Raw genomic sequence first — 23,693 nt, 5'->3', positions numbered from 1 at the left:
AGGAGGTGTGGCGCAGGTCAGTCCAGCGCGAGGATGGTCCGGGCCAGGGCCTGCGCTCGCGGCACCAAGGTCGCCAGGTCGCAGAACTCGCGCTCGCTGTGCGGATAGCCGCCGACCGGCCCCAGCGCGCACAGCGTCGGGATGCCCATCGACGAAGTGATGCCGCTGTCGGCCGCGCCGCCGGTGAATTCGCCTTCGACCGAGAAGCCGGATCGCCGGGCGCAGCGCTGGTACAGCTGCAGCAGCGCATCCGGCGTGCGGCTCATCGGCAGCGTGCCGGTCTGCCTGACGATGCGGCCGCTGGTGCGGGGCAGTGATTCGGCCTCGATGATCTTCTTCACCTGGCCGAGCAGCGAGTCCATGTCGGTTTCGGCGGCATAGCGCAGGTCGAGCTGCGCCCGCGCGTGCGGTGCGATGACGTTGGCGGCCATGCCGCCCTCGACAAAGCCCACGTTCAACAGCACGCCGGGTTGCGATTCGGTCAGCGCGTGCAGGGCCAGCGTCTTGTGCGCCAGCGCGGCGATGGCGCTGGCGCCCTGGGCCGGGTTTACGCCGGCATGGGCCGCAACGCCCATCACTTCGAATTCGATGTGATAGGAGCCCTTGCGGGCCGTCACTACGTTGCCGCTGATGCGGCCAGGCTCGGCATTCAGTACTGCGCGGGCGCCAGCCGCCACCTCGCGGATCATCTCGCGCGAGGCGGGGGAGCCGACTTCCTCGTCGCATGTGAAGAACAACTGCAAGGGAGCCGGATGGCCGCCGAAGCGCGCGAAGGCCTCTGCCACGAAGGTGTTCATGACCAGGCCCGACTTCATGTCGGCGACGCCGGGTCCGTAGGCGCGTCCGTCTTCCACGCGCCATGGGCGGCTGGCGGCGGTTCCTACGGGAAACACGGTGTCCATGTGGCCCAGCAGGAGGATGTGGCCAGGTCCGGTGTCGGGTTCCTGCGGCACGCGCGCGTGCAGGCAGTTGCCGTAGCCGGGCAGATCGGCCATCCGCACGTGCATGCCCGCTGCCTCGAGCCGTGCCGCCAGCGTAGCGGCCACCCGATTCACTCCCTCGACATGGCCACTGCCGCTGTCCATGTCCACGATCTGCTGGAACAAGGCCCGCATGGCGCCTTCCTGCGCTGCCAGCCAGTCGACCAACTGGGCCTGGATCGCGGTCGTGTGCGCTCCGTCTTGCACCTGCATGGACATAGCCCTTTCTGAAATAGATATGCCAATGATGATATTTTCTTGCAACATACATTGCAATGCCTTGCATACTCAGACATTTCCGAAAAACGTCTTCATGGATGGCTCTCATGCTGCTGACTGAACGGCTGGTGCTCCACGCCTCCTCCCTCACGGCCAGCGAGCGTGCCTTGGCCGACGACGTTCTGCGTCACTACCCGGACGGTCTGCTGGACCCGGCCGCCGTGATTGCGGCGCGTTCCGGCACCAGCGCATCCACCGTGGTGCGCCTCGTTTCCAAGCTCGGTTACGACAGCCTGGCGGAGGTCCGGCGCGAGGCGCGATCCGAGGTGACTGCACTGCTGCAGACTCCTGCGCAGCGCGCCACCGCCACGATCGGCGGCGATCGGAACCTGGCGGAATGCGTCGACGATGCGTTGCTGCACGACCAGCACAACATCACCGCCACGCGCCAGGCCCTGGATATGGTGGCGTTCGAGGGCATGGTGAACGCGATCGGCCGCAGCGAAGGAAGGCTGTTCGTGCTCGCCGAGAAGAACAGCGCCCCGGTATCGACCTACCTCACGACCCATCTCAACCTGTGTCGCCCGCGCGTGCAAGAACTCGGTTCAGGCGCGCCGTTCGCGGTCGATCGACTGCTATGGATCGAGCCGACCGACATGTTGCTGGTGTTCAGCATCCGCCGCTATTCCAGCGGCGCGCTGCTGGCGGCCCAGCAGTTCCGCGAACAGGGCTGCACAGTGCTGGCGATCACCGACAGCGCAGCCGCCCCGGTGGTCGCGCACGCGGAGCATTGCCTGATCGTGGGCACGGCCAATGCGTCGCCCTTCGATTCGTACACGGCAGCCTTCTTCCTCTGCAATGCACTGGTGTCGGCGGTGGCGCAGCGCCGGCAGGTCGAGGTCGGCGAAGCGCTGCAGCGGCAGGATGCGCTGTGGCAGCGCTTCGAGTCCGACGCCGTCGACGGCCTGCGCCACGCGGCATCGCCGACCCGCGGCAGGCGCCTCCGGACCTAGACCTGCCGCTGGCAGGGGCAGCTTCCTACAATGGGCGCATGCTCCCCCATGATTTGTTTTCCGGCGCGCCCGAGGCCACGGGCCACGCGCCAGCCGCGTCGCCGCTGCTTCACAACCTCAACCCGGAGCAGCGTGCCGCCGTCACGCTTCCGGCCGGCAACGCCCTGATCCTGGCTGGCGCCGGTTCCGGCAAGACCCGGGTGCTGACCACCCGCATCGCCTGGCTGCTGCAGACCGGCCAGGTGTCGCCGGGCGGCATCCTGGCYGTCACYTTCACCAACAAGGCCGCCAAGGAAATGATGACCCGGCTGGGCGCGATGCTGCCGGTCAACGTGCGCGGCATGTGGATCGGCACCTTCCACGGCCTGTGCAACCGCTTCCTGCGCGCCCACTGGAAGCTCGCCAACCTGCCGTCCACCTTCCAGATCCTGGATACGCAGGACCAGCTCTCGGCCATCAAGCGGCTGATGAAGCAGTTCAACGTCGACGACGAGCGCTTTCCGGCCAAGCAGACCCAGTGGTTCATCGCCGGCGCCAAGGAAGACGGCCTGCGTCCGCGCGACGTCGAGGCCCGCAGCGACGACGACCGCAAGAAGATCGAGCTCTACCAGTTGTACGAGGAGCAGTGCCAGCGCGAGGGCGTGGTCGACTTCGGCGAGCTGATGCTGCGCAGCTACGAGCTGCTGCGCGACAACGACCCGGTGCGCGAGCACTACCAGCGGCGCTTCCGCCATATCCTCATCGACGAGTTCCAGGACACCAACCGGCTGCAGTACGCCTGGATCAAGATGCTCTCGGGCACCACGGCCGAGGGCCGCTTCACGCCGGGCGACAACAGCGTGATCGCGGTCGGCGACGACGACCAGAGCATCTATGCCTTCCGTGGCGCGCGGGTGGGCAACATGGCCGACTTCGTGCGCGAATTCGACGTTTCGCACCAGATCAAGCTCGAGCAGAACTACCGCAGCTACAGCAACATCCTCGATTCGGCCAATGCGCTGATCAGCCACAACACCAAGCGGCTGGGCAAGAACCTGCGCACCGACCAGGGCCCGGGCGAGCCGGTGCGCGTCTACGAGGCGACCAGCGATTTCGCCGAGGCGCAGTGGATGGTCGAGGAGATGCGCCAGCTGGTGCGCGACGGCATCGACCGCAAGGAAATGGCCGTGCTGTACCGCAGCAATGCCCAGAGCCGGGTGATCGAAACGGCGCTCTTCAATGCCGCGGTGCCGTACCGCGTGTACGGCGGCCTGCGCTTCTTCGAGCGGGCCGAGATCAAGCACGCGCTGGCCTACCTGCGCCTGCTCGAGAACAAGGACGACGACACCAGCTTCCTGCGCATCGTCAACTTCCCGCCGCGCGGCATCGGGGCACGCAGCATCGAGCAATTGCAGGACGCGGCCCGCGCCGCCGGACGGTCGATGCACGACGCCGTGAGTGCGGTCGGCGGCAAGGCCGGCAGCAACCTGACGGCTTTCGTGGCAAAGATCGACGTGCTGCGCGAGCAGACGCAGGGCCTGTCGCTGCGCGAGATCATCGAGCTGGTGCTCGACCACAGCGGCCTGATCGAGCACTACAAGGCCGATCGCGAGGGCGCCGACCGGATCGAGAATCTGGAAGAACTGGTGAATGCGGCCGAAAGCTTCGTCACGCWGGAGGGTTTCGGCCGCGACGCGGTGGCGCTGCCGGTCGACGAGCTGCGCCAGTCGCCGGCCAGCCAGGGGCTGGACCCGAACCGGCCGCTGCTCGACGAGCCGCTGGCTCCCGACGCCGAGACCGGCGAAACCCTGAGCCCGCTGGCCGCCTTCCTGACCCATGCGGCGCTGGAATCGGGCGACAACCAGGCCCAGGCCGGCCAGGACGCTGTGCAGCTGATGACGGTGCATGCGGCCAAGGGCCTCGAGTTCGACTGCGTATTCATTACCGGCATGGAAGAGGGCCTGTTTCCGCACGAGAACTCGATGAGCGACAACGAGGGCCTCGAGGAAGAACGGCGGCTGATGTACGTGGCGATCACGCGCGCGCGCCAGCGGCTCTACATGAGCCACTCGCAGACCCGGATGCTGCACGGCCAGACCCGMTACAACCTCAAGAGCCGCTTCTTCGACGAGCTACCCGAGGGCGCGCTCAAATGGCTGACGCCGAAGAACATGGGCTTCACGCCTTCGGCCTTCGGCTACGGCGGCGGCTACGCGACCACGCGGGGCGGCGCCGGAGCTTTCAGCAAGGACAGTTTCGCCAGCCCGCCGGTCCCGCCGCAGAAGGCCGCACCTTCGCACGGCTTGCGCTCGGGCATGCAGGTCTTCCACAACAAGTTCGGCGAAGGCACCGTGACCGCGCTCGAAGGCAGCGGCGACGACGCCCGCGCGCAGGTGAATTTCCCGCGCCACGGCATCAAGTGGCTGGCCCTGTCGGTGGCCAAGCTCACGCCCGTCTGACCCCGGCCGGCGCAGCCAGGCCCGTTGGTGAAACACCGCGGAACCGGCTTCGCCGGGCCGCTGGTGTTGCCCCCCGGTAGGGGGGTGGGCGGCTACACGCAGTGAGCCAACCTGGGGGGCGAGCCTATTCCGTGAAACTGTCCCTGAAGGTGAACCAGGTGCTGGTGAAGAACATCGCGGCCATCACCAGCGCGCCGCCGATCATCAGCGCACCGCCGATCGCCGCGGCGCCTTCGCTGGCCATGGCGCCGACCGCCACCAGCAGGCTTGCGAGCAGGCTCAGCACGATGCCGGCGCCGATGAAGACGCCGAACCAGGCCAGGCCGAAGACGGTGAGGGCGCCGAAGTTCTTGAAGCAGGCCACGAAGCTGAAGAACAGGCTCTTGGCCGGCGGCACGCGGTGCCAGTGGACCAGCGCCGGCGCATGCCAGAAGGCCAGTGACAGGGGCAGGTAGAGGCCCATGGCGATCCACAGCGCGACCTGGAATTCGGTCGATTCGGCCAGCTCCCGCGTGAGCGGGCCGCCGAGCAGGTAGACGCGGGCGAACTGGCCGCCGTCGGCGAGCGCCGAGATCGCCATCACGCCCAGGAACAATCCCGCGTACAGGGCACCCAGCACCGCCATCGGCCGGATGTCGGCGCGCACCGCATTCAGCGCCGCCAGGAACACGGTGCCCGCGGGCGGTTTCTCGGGGCCGGAGGCCTGCTGCGCGGCCGCCATGAGGCCCAGCGTCATGGTCGGCAGCAGCATCAGCGCGAGGGCGGCCCCGATAAGCGGCAGTTGCGAGGCGATGGACACCATCGCCATGAAGAAGAAGAACAGCGAGATGAAGGCCAGCGGCTGCTTCGCGAAGGCCTTGAGCCCCGCGCGGACCCAGAGCACGCCGGTGCGTGCCGGTACGAGGTTGAGTTTCATCGGGTCCGGTCAGGCAGCCAGCGCGTTGGCGCCGGGCGCAATGTCGAAAGTGGCGTGGGCGCGTTGCCGCAGCACGCGCTCGAAGTGGGTCGGGTCATGGGCCTTCAGCATGCTGGCCTCGCGCGGCAGGTGGAAATCCCACAGCCGCGAGATCCAGAAGCGCAGCGCCGCGGCCCGCAGCATGGCGGGCAGCAGTGCGCGCTCGGCGCCGGTGAGCGGACGCACGGTGCCGTAGGCGGCCAGCAGGGCGTCGGCGCGGGCGGCATCGTGGCGGCCGGTGGAGAGCTCGATCGCCCAGTCGTTCAGGCACACGGCGAGGTCGAACAGCCAGCTGTCGGCGCCGGCGAAATAGAAATCGAACACGCCGGTGAGCCGCGGCGCGTCGGCGCTGGCGTGGGTGTCGAACATGGCGTTGTCCCGGAACAGGTCGGCATGCACCGGCCCGCGCGGCAGCGCCGCATAGGCTGAGGATTCGGCCACGTGGTTCTGGTAGGCCAACTCGCTGCGCAGCAGCGAGCTCTGGGCGGCGCCAAGGTAGGGCAGCACCACCGGTGCGGTGTCGTTCCACCACGCCAGGCCGCGCAGGTTGGGCTGGATGCGAGGGTAATCCCGGGCCGCCAGGTGCATGCGGGCCAGCAGCCGCCCGAGTTCGGCGCAGTGCGCTTCCGACGGGGCCAGTTCGCTCTTGCCGTTCAGGCGCTGGACCACCGCCGCCGGCTTGCCGGCCACCGTGTGCAGCAGCTCGCAGGGGGCGTTGGCCGGGATCGACAGCGGATGGCCCTGGGGCGGCGCGACGGCCGGATCGGCCACCGGCTCGGGCACCGGGATGCCGCGGGCCGCCAGGTGCTTCATCAGGCAGAGGTAGTAGGGGAGCTGTTCGGCGCCCAGGCGCTCGAACAGGGTCAGGACGAACTCGCCGGACTCGGTGCTGGCGAAATAGTTCGTGTTCTCGATGCCGCCCTCGATGCCCTTGAGGGCGGTCAGCGGCCCCAGGCCCAGGCGCTGAACGAGCGCGTCCGCCTCGTCGAATCCGACTTCCGTGAAAACCGCCACTGCGCGCTCAGAACTTGAAGACGTTCCACCAGACGCGCGAGCCGCCTTCGCCCGCGCTGGAGTCGGACTGGCCCTGGTTGCGCACGCGTTCCTCCGCGTTGGGCATGACCTGGTAGGCCGGCGCGTTGTTCTTGGGCTTGACCGTGATGTCCTGGGTCTGGCCGCCGACGCGCAGCTCGTCGATGGTGGCGCCGCTGTCCTCGGTGCGGATGCGCTGGATCCGCTGGTTCTGGCGGCCGGCCGCCTTGTCCGGGTCTTGCTGTTCCTGGGCGGGCGCCGGGGCCGGGGGCGCCGGATTCTGCGCAAGAACGACAGCCGAGGGCGCGGCGCAGGCCAGCGCCAGCGTGGCGAGGCTTGCGCGGCGAACGAGGAGCAGGGAGGAGGACATGTTTTGGATTGTAGGTCCGTGACCGGTTGGGGGATAGAAGCATGTGCCGAACTTTTCCGTCTTCGGGAGCAGGCCGCGCGGCACGGCAAAATGCCTTGATGACCGACAAGAAAACGCTGCTGCTCGTCGACGGATCGAGCTACCTCTATCGCGCCTTCCACGCGATGCCCGATCTGCGCGCCGTTCCCGGCGACAACAGCAGCCCGGCCACCGGGGCCATCCGCGGAATGATCAACATGATGCAGGCGCTGCGGCGCGAGGTGCGGGCCGACTACGCGGCCTGCGTCTTCGACGCCCCCGGCAAGACCTTCCGCGACGACTGGTACCCCGAGTACAAGGCCAACCGGTCGCCGATGCCGGACGACCTGCGCAGCCAGGTCGAGCCGATCCACCGGGTGGTCCGGATGCTCGGCTGGCCGGTGCTCTGCGTGCCGGACGTCGAGGCCGACGACGTGATCGGCACCCTGGCCCGGACGGCGGCGAGCCAGGGCATCGAGGTGATCGTCTCGAGCGGCGACAAGGACCTGAGCCAGCTGGTCGACGAGCACATCACGATCATCGACACCATGAACGGCAAGAAGCGCGACGTGGCGGGCGTGACGGCCGAATTCGGCGTGCCGCCGAGCCTGATGATCGACTACCAGACCTTGGTGGGCGACACCGTGGACAACGTGCCCGGCGTCGAGAAGGTCGGCCCGAAGACGGCGGCCAAGTGGCTGCTCGAATACGGCTCGCTCGAAGCCCTGATCGCCCGCGCCGCCGAGGTCAAGGGGCAGGCCGGCGAGAACCTGCGCAAGGCGCTCGAATGGCTGCCCCAGGGCCGGCGCCTGGTCACGATCCGCACCGACTGCGAGCTCGGCGAGCACGTGAGCGGCCTGCCGGCGCTCGATGCGATCGCGATCGGCACGCAGCAGACCGATGCGCTCAAGGAGTTCTACGAGCAATACGGCTTCAAGAGCCTGGTGAAGACGCTCGAGGCGCATGCGGTGCCGCCCGAGCTGGTCGGGCAGACCCCGAAGCGCAAGGGCGCCGAGGCCGGTCCGGACCTGTTCAGCGACCCGGCCTTCGAGGCCGCCGAGAAGGTCAGCAACCTGGCCTACGACACGGTCATGACCTGGGAGGCCTTCGACGCCTGGCTGGCGAAGATCGAGGCCGCCGAGCTGGTCGCGCTCGACACTGAGACCACCTCGCTCGACGAGATGCGCGCCGAGATCGTCGGCCTGAGCTTCAGCGTCAAGCCCGGCGAGGCGGCCTACGTTCCGGTGGCCCACAACTACCCCGACGCGCCGGCGCAGCTGCCGCGCGAGGCGGTGCTCGAGAAGCTCCGGCCCTGGCTGGAAAACGGCGCGAAGAAGAAGCTGGGCCAGCACGTCAAGTACGACCGCCATGTGTTCGCCAACCACGGCATCGAGGTGCAGGGCTATGCGCACGACACCATGCTGCAGAGCTACGTGCTCGAGGTCCACAAGCCGCATGGCCTGGCCAGCCTGGCCGAGCGCCACCTGGGCCGCAGCGGCATCGACTACGAGGACCTGTGCGGCAAGGGCGCGCACCAGATTTCCTTCAGCCAGGTGGCGATCGACAAGGCGGCCGAATACTCTTGCGAGGACTCCGACCAGACGCTCGACGTGCACCGCGTGCTGTGGCCGCGGCTCGAAGCCGACGAGAAGCTGCGCTTCATCTATGAGCTCGAAATGGCCTCCAGCGAGACGCTCTACCGCATCGAGCGCAACGGCGTGCTGATCGATGCGCCGACGCTGGCGTCGCAGAGCAACGAGCTCGGCAAGCGCATCATGGCGCTCGAGCAGGAGGCCTACGAGCTGGCGGGCCAGCCCTTCAACCTCGGTTCGCCGAAGCAGATCGGCGAGGTGTTCTTCACCAAGCTCGGCCTGCCGGTCGTCAAGAAGACCCCGAGCGGCGCCCCGAGCACCGACGAGGAGGTGCTCGAGAAGCTGGCCGAGGATTTCCCGCTGCCGGCGAAGATCCTCGAGCATCGCGGGCTGTCCAAGCTCAAGGGTACCTACACCGACAAGCTGGGCCTCTTGGCCAATCCGCGCAGCGGCCGCGTGCATACGCACTATGCGCAGGCGGTGGCGGTGACCGGGCGGCTGTCGAGCAACGACCCGAACCTGCAGAACATCCCGATCCGCACGCCTGAAGGCCGGCGCGTGCGCGAGGCGTTCGTGGCACCGGCCGGCCGCGTGATCGCGAGTTCCGACTACTCGCAGATCGAACTGCGAATCATGGCCCACATCAGCGGCGACGAATCGCTGCTGCGGGCCTTCACCGAGGGCATCGACGTCCATCGCGCGACCGCGGGCGAGGTCTTCGGCGTGCCGGTCGACCAGGTGTCGAGCGAGCAGCGCCGCTACGCCAAGGTGATCAACTTCGGGCTGATCTACGGCATGAGCAGCTTCGGGCTGGCGCGCAACCTGGGTATCGAGACCAAGGCCGCAGCCTCCTACATCGAGCGCTACTTCGCGCGCTACCCGGGCGTGAAGATCTACATGGACGAGACCAAGGCGCTGGCCAAGCAGAAGGGCTATGTGGAGACCGTGTTCGGCCGCCGGCTCTACCTGCCCGAGATCAACTCGCCCAACGGTCCGCGCCGCGGCGGCGCCGAGCGGGCTGCCATCAACGCGCCGATGCAGGGCACCGCGGCCGACCTGATCAAGCTCAGCATGGTCAAGGTGCAGCAGGTGCTCGACGCCGAGCAGCGCGGCACGAAGATGATCATGCAGGTGCACGACGAACTGGTGTTCGAGGTTCCCGAAGAGGAAGTCGAGTGGGTCCGTACCGAGATCCCGCGCCTCATGGCGGGCGTGGCGGACCTCAGGGTTCCGCTGCTCGCGGAAATCGGCTTTGGTCCCAACTGGGACAAGGCGCACTAGATCTGGCTCGCCCCCAGGTTGGGCTCACTGCGTGTAGCCCGCCCACCCCCTGCCGGGGGCAACACCAGCGGCCCGGCGAAGCCGGTTCCGCGGTGTTTCTGGAATTGTTTTTTTGGAGACTGAGTTGATGAAGAATGCAATCGCTTTCGCTCGCGGGGGCTTCGCGCTCGCTGCGCTCGCCGCCGCATGCACCTTGGCGTCGGCCGCCCCCGATGAACGAATCGCCGCGCTGGCCGCCAAGGAGAAGCCCGCGCTGCTCGAGACGCTGAACCAGTTGGTCTCGATCGAATCCGGCAGCCGCGATCTCGAGGGCCTCGGCAAGATCGCCAACCTGATCGCCGACAGGTTCCGGGCGCTCGGCGGCCAGGTCGAGCTGATCGATCCCTCGGCCGAGGCCTACCGCATGGAAGATACGCCGGAGAAGATCGGCAAGGTCATGCGCGCGACCTTCAAGGGCACGGGCACGAAGAAGATCATGCTGATCGCCCACATGGACACGGTCTACCAGATCGGCATGCTGAACAAGCAGCCCTTCCGCGTCGAGGGTGACAAGGCCTATGGCCTGGGCATCGCCGACGACAAGCAGGGCATCGCGGTGATCGCCCATACGCTGGCGCTGCTCAAGGCGATGGACTTCAAGGAGTACGGCACGCTCACGGTGCTGATCAATGGCGACGAGGAGATCAGTTCGCCCGGCGGCCGCCAACTGATCACGCGGCTGGGCGGCGAGCACGACGTCGTGATGTCTTACGAAGGCGCCCCGGTCCAGGGCGACAAGCTCTCGCTGGCCACCGCGGGCATCGCTTCGGTCACGCTGAACGTCACGGGCAAGGCCTCGCATGCGGGCTCGGCGCCGGAGCAGGGCGTGAATGCGCTGTACGAGCTGTCCCACCAGATCCTGCAGATGCGCGACCTGTCGGACCCGGCGACCGGTCTCAAGATGAACTGGACCATTTCGCGCGCGGGCAGCAACCGCAACGTGATCCCGGCCAGCGCCACGGCCGGCGCCGACGTGCGGGTGCTGAAGGTCAGCGACTACGACCGCATCGAACAGCAGGTGCAGGAGCGCGTGAAGAAGCAGCTGATCCCGCAGGCCAAGGTCGAGATGAAGTTCGAGCGCCGCCGTCCGCCGCTCGAGGCCAACGATGCCTCGCGTGCGCTGGCGCAGCATGCGCAGCAGATCTACAAGGCGCTGGGCCGGGAGCTGGGCGCGGACGACAAGGTTGCCGGCGGCGGCACCGATGCGGCGTTCGCGGCGCTCAAGACCAAGGCGGCGGTGGTCGAGCGCTTCGGCCTGCAGGGCTTCGGCGCCCACTCGGCCGACGCCGAGTACGTGCTGGTCGATTCGATCGAGCCGCGGCTGACCCTGTCGGCGCAGCTGATCATGGACATCTCGCGCGGCAAGGTCGCTGCGCCGTAAGAATGAAACACCCCCGAAGCGCCTGCGGCGCCCCGAGTCGCTGCCAGAGGCAGCGGCTCTTCGGGTCCGTCCAAGCCTGCGCAGGCAGGCTTGGAGCCGCGGACCTCAGCCCCTCGAGGGGGCAATACCAGCGGCCCGGCAAAGCCGGTTCCGCGGTATCCCTGGCATTTCGCTGCGCCGGCTCCATCCGCTGTGGGTCACGCCCCTCTGAGGGGGCGCAGGCTCCCCTGAGGGCCTGATCCATGCGCCTGCGCCACATCGAGGTCTTCAACGCCATCATGCTCACGGGCAGCGTGAGCGCGGCGGCGCGGCTGATCAACATCACGCAGCCTGCGGTCAGCCGCACGCTGCAGCATGCCGAGATCCAGCTCGGCTTTCCGCTGTTCCAGCGTGCCAAGGGCCGGCTCACGCCGACCACGGAAGCGCTGGCGCTCTACCCGCACATCGAGCGGCTGTTCGCGCAGCTCGACGAAGTGCAGCGGCTGGCTGCCAACCTGCGCACGGCCAGCGATGCCGGCGAGCTGCGCATCCTGAGCGTGCTGGCGCTGAGCTACGAGGTGCTGCCGCGGGCGCTGAAGCGCTTCCGGGAGCAGCACCCGTCGATCGCGGTGACGCTCGAATCGCTGCATTCGCCGCAGATCATGTCGGCCTTGCTGCTGCAGGAGGCCGATGTCGGCTTTGCCTTCAGCCCGGCGGTCCATCCCTCGCTGACGCAGGAGGCGCTGGCCGACAGCCGCATGGTCTGCATCGCGCCCAAGGGCCTGCTGCCGCGGGCGCTGCTGCGCAACGGCTCGGTGGCCCTGCACGACCTGGTCAAGCTGCCGGTGGTCGGCCTCGACAGCCGGGACCCGGTAGGCACCAGCCTGAGCCAGGCCTGCCGCCAGGCAGGCGTCGGCTTCCAGCAGGCGGTGGTCACGGTGCAGACCTACCATGCGGCGCTGGCGATGGCGCACCATGGCCTGGGCGTGGCGCTGGTCGACGGCTGCACCGCGGGCTCGGCGGACCGCGGCAAGGTCGATGTGCTGACCCTCGAGCCGCACATCCCGGTGCCGATCCGCGCCCTGCGCGTCGCCGGGCGGCCGGATTCGGTGGCGGTGCGCAGCATCACGCGCTGCGTGCGCGAGGCGATAGAGGAAATGAGGTAGGGCCTCCCTATTTCCGCGATCCCAGGAACTAGGGAGAACAGGCCCTATAGCTCACCAGCCACCGGATGCTGCGCCATCGCCTCCAGCGCACGCACCAGCGCCGAATGGTCTTCCTGGCCATGCCCCAGTGCCGCGCAGGCGTTCATCAACTGCGCCGCGCTCGCGGTCTGCGGCAGCGCCACTCCCAGCGAGCGCGCTCCTTGCAGTGCCAGGTTCAGGTCCTTCTGGTGCAGTGCGATGCGGAAGCCCGGCGCGAAAGTGCGCTTGATCATGCGCTCCCCATGCACCTCGAGGATGCGCGATGACGCAAAGCCGCCCATCAGCGCCTGCCGCACTTTCGCCGGGTCCGCGCCGGCCTTGGAGGCGAACACCAGGGCCTCGCCCACCGCCGCGATGTTGAGTGCCACGATGATCTGGTTCGCCACCTTGCAGACCTGGCCGTCGCCGACGTTGCCGACCAGCGTGATGTTCTTGCCCATCTTCTCGAGCAGGGGCCGCACGCGCCCGAAGGTGCCTTCGTCGCCGCCGCACATGATCGTGAGGCTCGCCGCCTTCGCGCCCACCTCGCCGCCCGAGACCGGCGCATCGACATAGCCGCAGCCCAGGCCGATGATCCGCTGCGCGAAGCCCCTGGTCGCGATCGGATCGATCGAGCTGCAATCGACCACCACCTTGCCTTTGGACAATCCCTCGGCCACGCCGCCTTCGCCGAACAGCACCTGCTCCACGTCCGGCGTGTCCGGGACCATGATGAAGACGATGTCCGCCTGCCGCGCCACCTCCGTGGCCGACGCGCAGACTTCCGCCCGCGAAGCCAGCGGCTGCGGCACGTCGCCGCGCGTGTTCACCCAGAGCTGATGGCCCGCGTCGAGCAGGTGGCCTGCCATCGGCGCACCCATGATGCCGAGGCCGATGAAACCGATTTTCTGTGCGTTGGTTTGCGTCATTTCGCGAGTTGTCCTTGTCCTGAATTACTGGGTGAGCGCCGTGCGCCATCCGAGGCCGTCGACCGTCGTGCCGCGCGGCTTGTATTCGCAGCCGATCCAGCCGGCATAGCCCAGCGAATCGATGTGCTTGAAAAGCCACGGGTAGTTGATCTCGCCCGTGCCCGGCTCGCCGCGCCCGGGGTTGTCGGCCAGCTGGATGTGGCCGATGCGGGCGATGTTCTTCGTCAGCGTGTTGCCGAGTTCGCCTTCCATGCGCTGCGCGTGGTAGATGTCGTACTGCAGCCGCAGGTTGGGCGAGCCCACTTCGTCGATCAGCGCCAGCGCCTGGTCGGTGCGGCTCAGGTAGAAGCCCGGAATGTCGAAGGTGTTGATCGGCTCGATCAGCAGCCGGATGCCGGCACCCAGCAACTCCTTCGACGCGAAGCGCAGGTTGTCGACCACGACCTTGCGCGCATCGGCAGGCGTGACGCTCTCGGGCAGCTTGCCGAGCAGGCAGTTGACCTGCGGACATCCCAGCGCCGTGGCGTAGTCGATGGCGCGCGCCACGCCTTCGCGGAACTCGGCCACCCGGTCCGGGTGGCAGCCGATGCCGCGCTCGCCGGCCTCCCAGTTGCCGGCGGGCAGGTTGTGCAGCACCTGAGCGAGGCCGTTGTCGCGCAGCGCGGCCGCCAGTTCTTTCTTCTCGTAGGCGTAGGGGAACAGGTATTCGACGGCCTTGAAGCCGGCCTTGGCGGCGGCCTCGAAGCGCTGCATGAAAGGCAGCTCGTTGAACAGCATCGTCAGATTGGCTGCGAACTTGGGCATGTGTGTCTCTCTAGTCAGTTGGGGACAGAGCAAAAACTGCTGCGCAGTTTGTTGGTCTGTCCCGCAAGGTCTCAGTTAAGGACAGAGCAAAAACTGCTGCGCAGTTTCTTGGTCTGTCCTGCAAGGTTTCAGTAGGTCGAGGACAAAGCAAAAACCGCTGCGCAGCTTCTTGATCTGTCCCGCAAGGTTTCAGTCAAGCATCGCGACCGCAATGGCCGTCGGCGCGTCTTCGGTGCTTTCGGCGAGCGGCTCGAACTCGTTGATGGCATCGATCTCGGTGCCCATCGCGATGTTGGTCACCCGTTCGAGCATCACCTCGATCACCACCGGCACCTTGAACTCGGCCATGAGCTCTTCGGCACGCTGGATCGCCGGCGTCATCTGTTCCTGCTTGTAGACGCGGATCGCCTTGCAGCCCAGGCCCTCGACCACCTTCATGTGATCGACGCCGTAGCTGCGCTCGACACCGGCGTCCTCGGCGGCGTTGATGTTGTCGAAGCCGAGCTGCACGCAGTAGTCCATCTCGAAGCCGCGCTGCGCCTGGCGGATCAGCCCGAGGTAGGAGTTGTTGACCACGATGTGGATGTAGGGCAGCTTGAACTGCGCCCCCACGGCGAGTTCCTCGATCATGAACTGGAAGTCGTAGTCGCCCGAGAGCGCGACGATCTTGCGCGTCGGGTCGGCTGCGCGCACGCCCAGGGCCGCCGGAATGGTCCACCCGAGCGGCCCGGCCTGGCCGCAGTTGATCCAGTGGCGCGGGTTGTAGACGTGCAGGAATTGCGCCGCCGCGATCTGCGAGAGCCCGATGGTGCTGACGTAGCAGGTGTCGTGGCTGAAGTTGTTGTTCATGCACTGGTACACGCGCTGCGGCTTCATCGGCACGTCGGCGAAGTTGGTCTTGCGCAGCATGGTCTTTTTGCGCCCGCGGCACTCGCCGGCCCATTTGCCGCGGTCGGGCAGCTGGCCCTTTGCCTTCATTTCCTCGGCCACCTGTACGAACAGTTCGAGCGCCGCCTTGGCGTCCGAGACGATGCCGAAGTCGGGCGTGAAGACGCGGCCGATCTGGGTCGGCTCGATATCGACGTGGACGAAGGTTCGGCCCTTGGTATAGACCTCGACCGAGCCGGTGTGGCGATTGGCCCAGCGGTTGCCGATGCCGAGCACGAAGTCGGAGGCCAGCATGGTCGCGTTGCCATAGCGGTGGCTGGTCTGCAGGCCGCACATGCCGGCCATCAGCGGATGGTCGTCGGGGATCGCGCCCCAGGCCATCAGGGTCGGGATCACCGGCACTCCGGTGGCTTCGGCGAAGCGCACCAGCAGATCGCTGGCATCGGCATTGATGACGCCGCCGCCGGCCACGATCAAGGGCCGTTCGGCCGTGTTGAGCATCGCGATGGCCTTCTCGACCTGGGCCCGCGTGGCGGCCGGCTTGTAGGGCAGGAGCGGCTCGTAGCTGTCGATGTCGAACTCGATCTGCGCCATCTGGACGTCGAAGGGAAGGTCGATCAGCACCGGGCCCGGGCGGCCCGAGCGCATCAGGTGGAAGGCTTGCTGGAACACCTGCGGCACCTGGCCCGGCTCGCGCACCGTGACCGACCACTTGGTGACCGGCTTGGAGATCGATTCGATGTCGACCGCCTGGAAGTCTTCCTTGTAGAGCCGGGCGCGCGGTGCCTGGCCGGTGATGCAGAGGATCGGGATCGAATCGGCCCAGGCCGAGTAGAGGCCGGTGATCATGTCGGTGCCGGCCGGCCCCGAGGTGCCGATGCAGACGCCGATGTTGCCGGCCACCGCGCGGGTGTAGCCCTCGGCCATGTGCGAGGCGCCCTCGACGTGGCGCGCCAGGATGTGGGCGATGCTGCCCTGCTTGCGCAGCGCCGAATACAACGGGTTGATGGCGGCGCCGGGGACGCCGAAGGCCTGGGTCACGCCTTCTTTTTCCATCACGAGCACGGCGGCTTGCGCCGCGGTCATCTTTGCCATGCGAGTCTCCTTGGGTTTGGACTCGACTGTAGGAATTCAGCGCTTCCGGCAGAAGAGGGCGTACAGCCATAAAGCCTATTCCTGGGTGGAATAAGTGAGTAGCATGCGCGGATGGACCGACTGTTGGCGATGGAGATGTTCGTGCGCGTGGTGGAGACCGGCAGCTTCTCCAAGGCGGCGCGCGAGTTCAACACCACCCAGCCCACCGTGACCAAGCAGGTGGCCGCCACCGAGGCGCGGTTGAAGGCGCGGCTGCTCAACCGCAATACGCGCGGCGTGAGCCTGACGGAGTCGGGCGCGCTCTACTACGAGCGTTGCAAGGCGATCGTTCGCGACGCCGAGGAAGCCGAGAACATCGTCAAGCTGCGGCAGTCGCAGGCCCAGGGGCTGCTGCGCATCGGCACCTCGACCGCCTTCGGCCGCCGTATCGTGGTGCCCCTGGCGCTGGAATTCATGGCGCGGCATCCGCAGGTGCAGGTCGACCTCAGTTTCGAAGACCGCTATGTCGACCTGGTGGCGCAGGGCATCGACGTCGCGATCCGCATGGGCAAGCTGGCCGATTCGTCCTTGGGTGCGCGCTTCCTCGGCATGAATCCCTGGGTGATGGTGGCCGCGCCGGCTTATTTGCGCGAGCACGGCACGCCGAAGAAGGCGCAGGAACTGAGCGCCCACGTGGCGCTGATCTACAGCAGCGTGGTCGGCGACGATGTCTGGCACCTGCACACGCCGAAGGGCGAGCCGGTCACGGTGCCGGTGTCGGGCCGGCTGCGCTCCAACAACGTCTCGGCCGTGTTGGCCGCAGCCCGCGCCGGGCTCGGCATCGCGCTGATGCCGCGCTACGTGGCGAGCGATTCGCTCGTTTCAGGGCAGGTGGTGGAGGTGCTGGCCGACCACGCGCTCGCCGAGCAGGAAATCCATGCGGTGTTTCCGTCGCCCAAGCTGGTGCCGGGCAAGGTGTCCAGCTTCATCGCCTTCCTGCAAGGGCGATTCGGTGAGCAGTGGTGGAGGCAATAGGCTCGCCCCCAGGTTGGCTCACCGCGTGTAGCCGCCCACCCCCTGCCGGGGGCGCAGTCAGCGGCCCGGCGAAGCCGGTTCCGCGACTGCCCACGAACAGGCGTGCGCTGCGCGCAGCCGAAGAACGAGCGCAGCCCCGGCCGGCGCAGCCCGTTGGTGAAACACCGCGGAACCGCGCGTTTTCGTCAGCGCAGCGGGGGAGCGTTGTCATCGACCTCGTCGGAAGAGGCGAAAAGATCCCAGGCCGCCATGAACAGCGCCGCGATTACCGGCCCGATCACGAAGCCGTTGATGCCGAACAGCGCGATCCCGCCGATGGTCGACATCAGCACGACGTAGTCGGGCATCTGGGTGTCCTTGCCGACCAGCAGCGGCCGCAGGATGTTGTCGACCAGACCGATCACGAAGACGCCGACGAAGATCAGCCCGAGGCCCTTGCCCACCGCGCCGACGGCCAGGAAATAGATCGCCACCGGGCCCCAGATCAGGGCCGCGCCAACCGCCGGCAGCAGCGACAGGAAGGCCATCAGCACGCCCCACAGCAGCGAACCCTGCAGCCCCATCAGCGAGAAGGTCACGCCGCCGATCAATCCCTGCGCCGCTGCGACCGCGATGTTGCCCTTGATGGTGGCGCGGATCACGGTGGTGAACTTGTTCAGCAGGTGGTGCGTGTGCGGCCTGGCCAGCGGCAGGGCCGCACGCACCGTCTTCGACAGCTCCGCGCCGTCGCGCAGCAGGAAGAAGAGCAGGTACAGCATGAGGCCGAAGCTGATGATGAATTCGAAGGTGTTCTGGCCGATCGCGACCGCGTGGGCGGCGATCGCCTGGCTGCCGCGGGCGGCGGCCAGCGACAGCTGCTTGATCAGGCCCTCGACGTTGCCGAGTCCGAAACGGTCGAGCAGGCTCAACGCCCATTTCGGGATCACGTCGACGACCTGCTGGAAATAGCTGGCGAAGCTGATGTCGCCGGATCGGATCTTGTGCGACAGCACCGACACCTCCTCGACCAGCGAAACGGTGACCGCGACCAGCGGAATGATCACCACCACCATCGCCATCAGCAGCGTGGTGAGGGCGGCCAGGTTGCGCCGGCCTCCCATCTTCCTGACCAGCCGCCGGTAGATCGGGGTGAACAGGATGGCCAGGGCGACGCCCCACATCACGGCACCGAAAAAGGGGAACAGGATCCAGCCGAAGGCAACCGTGACGACCGCAAGCAGAAAGAGAAAGGTGCCGCGCTGCAGGGCTGGTGAATTCATAGGCGAATTGAATGTATCACCCCCAGGTCGGCTCACTGCGTGCAGCCGTCCACCCCCTCGCCGGGGGCAACAGCAACGGCCCGGCAAAGCCGGTTCCGCGGTGTTACGAGCGGGCCGGGCTCCGCCGGCCGCCGACGGGCCATGTCAGCGGCGCCAGCGAAGTCCGCAGCCGTTCGTCGGCACCGGGGGCGGCCTGGACCTCGACCTGCAGCGCCTGCTCGACGTTGCCGATATGGTCGAGCATCAACTGCCGGGCGCGCGGCGTGTCGCCGGCTTCGAGCGCGGCCACGATCGCGGCGTGCTCGGCGCAGGACTCGGCCGCCTCGTGGCGGGATTGGAACAGGGTGGCGGCCAGCGTGGTGCGCGCGGTCAGGTCGCGCAGCACGTCGCACAGCAGACGGTGGCCCATCTGGTCGGCCAGGCAAACGTGGAAGTCGGCCAGCAGGAAGGCGCGGGTGGCGGCATCGGCGCCGGCGATGGCGCGCTTCTCGTCGGCGATGTGCTCGCGCAGCTTGCGGATCACCTTGGAGAGCGGCCGGCCGGCCTCGGCCAGGATGCCGGACTCGACGATGCGGCGGGCCGCGAAGGCGTCGCGCGCCTCGTCGGCCGAGGGTTCCACCACGTACCAGCCGCGGCGCGACTGGACCTCGACGAAGCCGCGCGCCTGCAATTGCATCAGGGCCTCGCGCACCATGGTGCGGCTGACGCCGAAGTTCTCGGCCAGCGCCTGTTCGCCGAGCCGTTCGCCGGGCGCCAGCTTCTGCGCCAGGATCGCTTCCACCACGCGCTCCGCGATGTGGGTGGGCGTGACGTCGGTCATCGGTGTGCTCAATGGGCCGCCGAGATCGCGGCCGGCGAACCGGGCTCGGCCAGCGGCTCGTCCTCGGGCGAGTGGGTGCCGTTCAGCACCGCGTGGGCGCGCTCGCGGTCGATGTCGCCCTCCCAGGCGGCGATGGCGACGGTGGCGACGCAGTTGCCGATCAGGTTGCCGAGCGCGCGGGCGATGCCCATGAACCAGTCGACCGACAGCACCAGCACCAGCCCGATGGCCGGGATCGCCGGAATGGCGTGCAGCGTGGCGGCCAGCACGACGATGGCCGAGCCCGGCACGCCGTGCGCGCCCTTGGAGGTGACCAGCGCGATCGCCAGGATGGTCAGCAGGTCGGCCATCGAGATCGGCGTGTTGGTGGCCTGGGCGATGAACACCGCGGCCAGCGTGATGTAGATCGAGAAGGCGTCGAGGTTGAACGAGTAGCCGGTGGGGATGACCAGGCCGACGGTCGAGTCGCGGATGCCCATGTGGCGCAGCTTGGCCATGATCTGCGGCAGCACGCTGTCGGACGAGGTGGTGGCGAAGACGATCGTGAGTTCTTCGCGCAGGTAGCGCAGCAGCTTGACCAGGCTGAAGCCGGACAGGCGCATGACCAGCCCGAGCACCACGAAGACGAAGAGCAGCACCGCCACATAGAACAGTGCGACCAGCATGCCCAGCTGCTTGAGCGAGCCGATGCCGTACTGGCCGACCGTGAAGGCGATCGCGCCGAGCACGCCCAGCGGCGCCAGCTTGATGATGATGCCCATGATCTTGAACAGCACCAGCGACAGCGCGTCGACCACCACCGCCACCGGCCGGCCGCGTTCGCCGAGCAGGGTCAGGGCGCAGCCGAACAGCACCGCGAACAGCAGCACCTGCAGCACGTCCCCGGTGGCGAAGGCGTTGACCACGGTGGTCGGGATCAGTTTCATGAGGAAGTCGACCGTGCCGCCGCTGGTGAGCTTGTCGGCGTTCGAGGCGTAGGCGCTCATGGCCGCCGGGTCGAGCTTGGAGGGGTCGACGTTCATGCCCACGCCGGGCTGGAAGACGAAGGCCAGCACCAGGCCGAGCGCCAGCGCGATGGTGGTCAGGACCTCGAAGTAGATCAGCGCCTTGACGCCGACGCGACCGACCCGCCGCAGGTCGCCGGCGCCCGCGATGCCGTGCACCACGACGCAGAAGACCAGCACCGGGATGATCATCTTGATCAGCTTGATGAAACCGTCGCCAAGCGGCTTGAGCTTGACGGCGAAGTCCGGGAAGAACAGGCCAGCCGCGACGCCGAGCACCAGCGCAATGACCACCTGACCGAAGAGCGATTTGGCGAAACGTGGCATGGAGATTCCCCGTAAAGGTTTGTATGCAAGCTTCACGTTGTCTTGCATACAAGCAATGTAGGCAAGAACACGGGAAATGCTCTGAGGGTATTCCCGGGTGAGAGTGGGCCTTCACAGCTGTTGTTCTAGGTCATTAAATGCGCAAACAAGGCAATAGATGCGCAAACAGCCGCAGGGGGCTTGCGGCACTGTCGGCAGGCTTCCGGGCATGGAAGAAGGGCGGTAGGAAGACTCGTAGAGTCCCGCTTCGCTGCCGAACGACCGCGGCAGGAATCTGAACATTGGCAGCATCCAGAGCGGAAACGAACAGCCGTTTCGGAGCGGGCCGTACAGCCGTTCAGGGCAAGTTTCGGACCCTCGCGCCGTTGGCAGCAGATTGATTGCTGACGTTCACGCGCAAAGCTCAGGCGGCAAGGATGGGCCCGGCATCCAACGGCCGGTTCCGGGCAGACGATCCGAGGCGCCCCCTGAATTGGCAGACCGCGCCTCAAAGAGCCTTCCGATCCCGACCGGCGAGGCGGCCACGATGTTTGGCGCCGCCTCCAGGAGGTGCGCGTACGAAGGGGCCAAGCTGAGCGCCCCAAGGACAAGCACCGTCAGGACCCGGCTCGCTGCCGGCTTGCCGGCTCTGTCGCAGGAAAGGGACCTTCGCATGGCGAGGCTAGTCGCTGGCAGGCGCCGCGCTCAGCGGTGAAGAATCGCCGATGCAGGCCAGATTCCGGTCGGCGGATCGCACCGCGATCACCCGCGCGCCCGTGCCTCATTGCGCAAATCGCGGAGATGGTCATGGTTGCGCTGAGCGCCCTGTGCCTGGCGTTCCACAAAGCTGCGTACCTCGGGCGGCAAATTCTGTTTCAGCGCCTTGCGGTAGCGCGCCACCGCGGCGTCCTCTCCGCGCTCGCATTCCTCGAGCATTGACAATTGGCTGTTGGCGCCGACGGCGCCTTTCACGTGAACCCAGCCGCGATGCATCGCGCCGCTGACGGTGCCACCTTCAGCGGGTGTGCCGCCGAAACGCCAGATCAGCTGGACCAGCGCGTCGGCGGCCTGGTGGCACTGCTCGGCGCGGTGGTAGGACACCTGCTGCAGATTCGAGGCCCCCACCTCGTCCGCGCAGGCCTGGAAACCAAACTCGCCGTCCCGCACGGTTTCCAGCAGGTCGTTGAGCACGTCCACCACATCGTCGTTGTCCAGCACCTGGCCCGGCTCGACACTGTCGTCCGGATCGCCATTGCCGAAGTAGGTGCTGTCCGCACGGTCCCAGGCGGCGCGGGTGGCAGGCCGCGCCTGCTCCCATTCCAAGCTGGAGGTGCCCCGCCGGGCATTCCACTCCGCGGCCAAGGACGGCTCCAGCGTGTCGAAGTCGCCCTCGCTTACCGCGCGGGCGGACCAGCCCAATTCGTACGCAGGGCGATAGTCCTCGTAGCTGCGGCCAKCTTCGTAGTACGGCTCGGCGGCGTAGCGCTCGCGCCAGTAGTCAATCTCGGCCGTGGGGTTCACGCGCTCGGCGACTGCTTTGCCACACAAACCTCCGGCGATGCCGCCCACCACCAAGCCCGCAGCGACGCCTCCGGGCCCTGCCACCGAACCTACCGCTGCGCCCGCCATCGCACCACCCGCCGCTCCCAGACCGGTGCCGACGATATGTGCTCCAGGCGTACCGCTAAGCGGATCGCGGTTCAAGAAATCCTCCAATGGAGGTGGGGCTTCGTCATTGGTCATGATTCGACTCCTTGAAGGTTCACGCGCGCGGCGCGCGAGAGACGGCGACCCTGTCACCGGCGCGCGCGCCGCGGCGAAACGCCTCGATAGGGACGGCAGGATCGATTCCAACACGATCCAGCAGCCCGTGGTCAGTTTCGTGCTGACCAATGGGGGTACTGCCGATCGTCGTCGTCCCACCCAGGCACAAGAAGCACAGCGGGGCCGGAGGCAGAGAATCCATGACCATCCTGACTGTCCATGTGTTCGCCGATCTAGAAGCCAGGCGCCGACAATCTCACCCTCTGTGAGCCTCGCTTGTAAGACGTTTGCGAGGCCCGCCGGATCGTGGCCAACTCGGTTGGCCATAAAAACAAGGAGCTTTCGATGCAGAAACTCGTCAACGTCGAGGCGATCAACCTGCGAACCGAGGCCAGAGTTGCGCCCGAAACCTTGGTCCGAACCCTTTTCCTCGGGCAGGCCGTCGATGACCTGGAAGACGGTCCCGAGGGATGGCATCACGTTCGAGCGGCCGTCGACGGCAAAGCTAGCGAGGGCTTCATCAAGGCGACTCTGCCCATCACCAAGTTCGCCTGGCAGCCGCCGGAGCAGCCTASCTTGCGMGACCCGGCGACGCCGGCACGCGAGGCCCTGGCTGCCGCTGCGGTCGAACAATGGTTGCGCTTCGACCGGGGCGCCGGGAAGGAAACCACGGAGCCCTACAGCGGCTTCATCGGCGAGATGTGGAAGGCGTTCGGCAAGCCGCATACCGGAACCACCACCGGTCAACCCTGGTCGGCGGTGGCGATCTCGCTGATGGTCCGGACGGCGGCAAAACAGTTCGACGGCTACAAGGCCTTCAGGCAGTCGATCGGCCATGCCGCGTACATGTGGGACGCGATCAAGAAGAGCGCGAGCGGCGACTTGGCGGCGCCGTTCTGGGGCGTGCGGCTCGGGCAGGCCAAGCCCCACATAGGAGACATCGTCGGCAGCTGGCGCGAGAAGCCTGCGACCTACGACGACTACCTCAACGCCTCGACGAATCCCGAGATGCCCAGCCACTGCGACATCGTGGTGGCCGTGGGCCCCGAGGTGGCGTGGGCGATCGGAGGCAATGTGCGGAACTCGGTCTTCGCGACGGGCTACCAGTTGAGTTCGGATGGCAGCTTGTTGAGGAATCCCCGGATCAACGCGGCCGGCAAGCTCGTCGGGGAAGCCATCGTGCTGCTGGACAACCGGGTGAGCTAGCCAACAGGGCCACTTACGGTGCCATCGGGTTCCGCTTTTCCTCTTCGAGCCGTTGCCGCTGACGTACAGCTTCGCACTGTGCATGCGACCTGAATTCAGGCTTCACACACTGTCCTGCCATGC

At 67.2% G+C, this 23,693-nt stretch carries 18 protein-coding genes; 7 read left to right on the top strand and 11 right to left on the bottom strand.

Features of this window, described 5'->3' with window-relative positions:
* Positions 1-17: 17 nt before the first annotated feature.
* On the bottom strand, positions 18-1,193 hold the full coding sequence (locus AC1D2E_RS12710) for a M20 family metallopeptidase (RefSeq protein WP_478197735.1): 1,176 nt from the start codon (positions 1,191-1,193) through the stop codon (positions 18-20).
* A 113-nt stretch (positions 1,194-1,306) separates the two neighbouring features.
* On the opposite strand from AC1D2E_RS12710, the gene AC1D2E_RS12705 reads away from it, so the two are divergent.
* Positions 1,307-2,212, top strand: coding sequence for a MurR/RpiR family transcriptional regulator (locus tag AC1D2E_RS12705; RefSeq protein WP_478197734.1), 906 nt, complete (start codon positions 1,307-1,309; stop codon positions 2,210-2,212).
* 38 nt (positions 2,213-2,250) lie between these two features.
* Positions 2,251-4,650, top strand: coding sequence for a UvrD-helicase domain-containing protein (locus AC1D2E_RS12700; RefSeq protein ID WP_478197733.1), 2,400 nt, complete (start codon positions 2,251-2,253; stop codon positions 4,648-4,650).
* A gap of 124 nt (positions 4,651-4,774) precedes the next feature.
* Here the strand turns inward: AC1D2E_RS12700 and AC1D2E_RS12695 are convergent, their stop codons facing one another.
* The 3 genes from AC1D2E_RS12695 to AC1D2E_RS12685 are packed head-to-tail and all read right to left on the bottom strand — an operon-like array spanning position 4,775 to position 7,007.
* Positions 4,775-5,566: a BPSS1780 family membrane protein gene (locus AC1D2E_RS12695; RefSeq protein WP_478197732.1), complete on the bottom strand. Its 792-nt coding sequence runs from the start codon at positions 5,564-5,566 to the stop codon at positions 4,775-4,777.
* 9 nt (positions 5,567-5,575) lie between these two features.
* Positions 5,576-6,619, bottom strand: a complete 1,044-nt coding sequence (locus tag AC1D2E_RS12690; protein WP_478197731.1) for a homoserine kinase — start codon at positions 6,617-6,619, stop codon at positions 5,576-5,578.
* Between the two features lie 7 nt (positions 6,620-6,626).
* Complete coding sequence (locus AC1D2E_RS12685; RefSeq protein ID WP_478197730.1) at positions 6,627-7,007, bottom strand: hypothetical protein; 381 nt, start codon at positions 7,005-7,007, stop codon at positions 6,627-6,629.
* Between the two features lie 98 nt (positions 7,008-7,105).
* On the opposite strand from AC1D2E_RS12685, the gene polA reads away from it, so the two are divergent.
* The 3 genes from polA to AC1D2E_RS12670 all read left to right on the top strand — a co-directional run bounded on the left by polA (position 7,106) and on the right by AC1D2E_RS12670 (position 12,463).
* Positions 7,106-9,898, top strand: coding sequence for a DNA polymerase I (gene polA, locus AC1D2E_RS12680; protein ID WP_478197729.1), 2,793 nt, complete (start codon positions 7,106-7,108; stop codon positions 9,896-9,898).
* Between the two features lie 127 nt (positions 9,899-10,025).
* Positions 10,026-11,318, top strand: a complete 1,293-nt coding sequence (locus tag AC1D2E_RS12675) for a M20/M25/M40 family metallo-hydrolase (RefSeq protein WP_478197728.1) — start codon at positions 10,026-10,028, stop codon at positions 11,316-11,318.
* Positions 11,319-11,560: 242 nt separating this feature from the next.
* Positions 11,561-12,463 (top strand): LysR family transcriptional regulator, encoded by a 903-nt coding sequence (locus AC1D2E_RS12670; protein WP_478197727.1) that lies wholly within the window; start codon positions 11,561-11,563, stop codon positions 12,461-12,463.
* 44 nt (positions 12,464-12,507) lie between these two features.
* Here AC1D2E_RS12670 and AC1D2E_RS12665 read toward each other — a convergent pair whose 3' ends face one another.
* The 3 genes from AC1D2E_RS12665 to gcl form a co-directional block, all read right to left on the bottom strand.
* Complete coding sequence (locus tag AC1D2E_RS12665) at positions 12,508-13,410, bottom strand: 2-hydroxy-3-oxopropionate reductase (protein ID WP_478197726.1); 903 nt, start codon at positions 13,408-13,410, stop codon at positions 12,508-12,510.
* 24 nt (positions 13,411-13,434) lie between these two features.
* Entirely contained in the window at positions 13,435-14,214 is a 780-nt protein-coding gene (gene hyi / locus AC1D2E_RS12660) for a hydroxypyruvate isomerase (protein ID WP_478197725.1), read from the bottom strand.
* Between the two features lie 189 nt (positions 14,215-14,403).
* Entirely contained in the window at positions 14,404-16,197 is a 1,794-nt protein-coding gene (gcl, locus tag AC1D2E_RS12655) for a glyoxylate carboligase (RefSeq protein ID WP_478197724.1), read from the bottom strand.
* Positions 16,198-16,308: 111 nt separating this feature from the next.
* Here gcl and AC1D2E_RS12650 point away from each other — a divergent pair, with 111 nt between their 5' ends.
* Positions 16,309-17,211 (top strand): LysR family transcriptional regulator, encoded by a 903-nt coding sequence (locus AC1D2E_RS12650; RefSeq protein ID WP_478197723.1) that lies wholly within the window; start codon positions 16,309-16,311, stop codon positions 17,209-17,211.
* Between the two features lie 185 nt (positions 17,212-17,396).
* On the opposite strand, the gene AC1D2E_RS12645 is transcribed toward AC1D2E_RS12650, so the two are convergent.
* The 4 genes from AC1D2E_RS12645 to AC1D2E_RS12630 all read right to left on the bottom strand — a co-directional run bounded on the left by AC1D2E_RS12645 (position 17,397) and on the right by AC1D2E_RS12630 (position 22,343).
* Positions 17,397-18,470, bottom strand: a complete 1,074-nt coding sequence (locus AC1D2E_RS12645) for an AI-2E family transporter (protein WP_478197722.1) — start codon at positions 18,468-18,470, stop codon at positions 17,397-17,399.
* A gap of 103 nt (positions 18,471-18,573) precedes the next feature.
* On the bottom strand, positions 18,574-19,290 hold the full coding sequence (locus tag AC1D2E_RS12640; protein ID WP_478197721.1) for a GntR family transcriptional regulator: 717 nt from the start codon (positions 19,288-19,290) through the stop codon (positions 18,574-18,576).
* Between the two features lie 8 nt (positions 19,291-19,298).
* Positions 19,299-20,621 carry a C4-dicarboxylate transporter DctA gene (locus AC1D2E_RS12635; protein ID WP_478197720.1) on the bottom strand — a complete coding sequence of 441 codons (1,323 nt, stop codon included), beginning with the start codon at positions 20,619-20,621 and terminating at the stop codon, positions 19,299-19,301.
* A gap of 741 nt (positions 20,622-21,362) precedes the next feature.
* Positions 21,363-22,343: a ferritin-like domain-containing protein gene (locus tag AC1D2E_RS12630; RefSeq protein ID WP_478197719.1), complete on the bottom strand. Its 981-nt coding sequence runs from the start codon at positions 22,341-22,343 to the stop codon at positions 21,363-21,365.
* Between the two features lie 327 nt (positions 22,344-22,670).
* On the opposite strand from AC1D2E_RS12630, the gene AC1D2E_RS12625 reads away from it, so the two are divergent.
* The gene (locus AC1D2E_RS12625; protein ID WP_478197718.1) at positions 22,671-23,570 is read left to right on the top strand and encodes a DUF2272 domain-containing protein; all 900 of its coding nucleotides are present in this window, start codon (positions 22,671-22,673) and stop codon (positions 23,568-23,570) included.
* Positions 23,571-23,693 lie beyond the last annotated feature (123 nt).

It is taken from the genome of Variovorax sp. P1_H2 (genome assembly GCF_056405295.1).
The sequence above is the reverse complement of the archived record's forward strand: the minus strand, read 5'-3'. Positions and strand labels throughout refer to the sequence as shown.

What these genes read in the sequence shown, in the direction of transcription:
- hyi (WP_478197725.1), bottom strand. Translation starts at nt 14,214, where the DNA reads ATGCCCAAGTTCGCAGCCAATCTGACGATGCTGTTCAACGAGCTGCCT.
- gcl (WP_478197724.1), bottom strand. Translation starts at nt 16,197, where the DNA reads ATGGCAAAGATGACCGCGGCGCAAGCCGCCGTGCTCGTGATGGAAAAA.
- AC1D2E_RS12675 (WP_478197728.1), top strand. Translation starts at nt 10,026, where the DNA reads ATGAAGAATGCAATCGCTTTCGCTCGCGGGGGCTTCGCGCTCGCTGCG.
- AC1D2E_RS12685 (WP_478197730.1), bottom strand. Translation starts at nt 7,007, where the DNA reads ATGTCCTCCTCCCTGCTCCTCGTTCGCCGCGCAAGCCTCGCCACGCTG.
- AC1D2E_RS12645 (WP_478197722.1), bottom strand. Translation starts at nt 18,470, where the DNA reads ATGAATTCACCAGCCCTGCAGCGCGGCACCTTTCTCTTTCTGCTTGCG.
- AC1D2E_RS12640 (WP_478197721.1), bottom strand. Translation starts at nt 19,290, where the DNA reads ATGACCGACGTCACGCCCACCCACATCGCGGAGCGCGTGGTGGAAGCG.
- polA (WP_478197729.1), top strand. Translation starts at nt 7,106, where the DNA reads ATGACCGACAAGAAAACGCTGCTGCTCGTCGACGGATCGAGCTACCTC.
- AC1D2E_RS12710 (WP_478197735.1), bottom strand. Translation starts at nt 1,193, where the DNA reads ATGCAGGTGCAAGACGGAGCGCACACGACCGCGATCCAGGCCCAGTTG.
- AC1D2E_RS12670 (WP_478197727.1), top strand. Translation starts at nt 11,561, where the DNA reads ATGCGCCTGCGCCACATCGAGGTCTTCAACGCCATCATGCTCACGGGC.
- AC1D2E_RS12665 (WP_478197726.1), bottom strand. Translation starts at nt 13,410, where the DNA reads ATGACGCAAACCAACGCACAGAAAATCGGTTTCATCGGCCTCGGCATC.
- AC1D2E_RS12635 (WP_478197720.1), bottom strand. Translation starts at nt 20,621, where the DNA reads ATGCCACGTTTCGCCAAATCGCTCTTCGGTCAGGTGGTCATTGCGCTG.
- AC1D2E_RS12695 (WP_478197732.1), bottom strand. Translation starts at nt 5,566, where the DNA reads ATGAAACTCAACCTCGTACCGGCACGCACCGGCGTGCTCTGGGTCCGC.
- AC1D2E_RS12705 (WP_478197734.1), top strand. Translation starts at nt 1,307, where the DNA reads ATGCTGCTGACTGAACGGCTGGTGCTCCACGCCTCCTCCCTCACGGCC.
- AC1D2E_RS12650 (WP_478197723.1), top strand. Translation starts at nt 16,309, where the DNA reads ATGGACCGACTGTTGGCGATGGAGATGTTCGTGCGCGTGGTGGAGACC.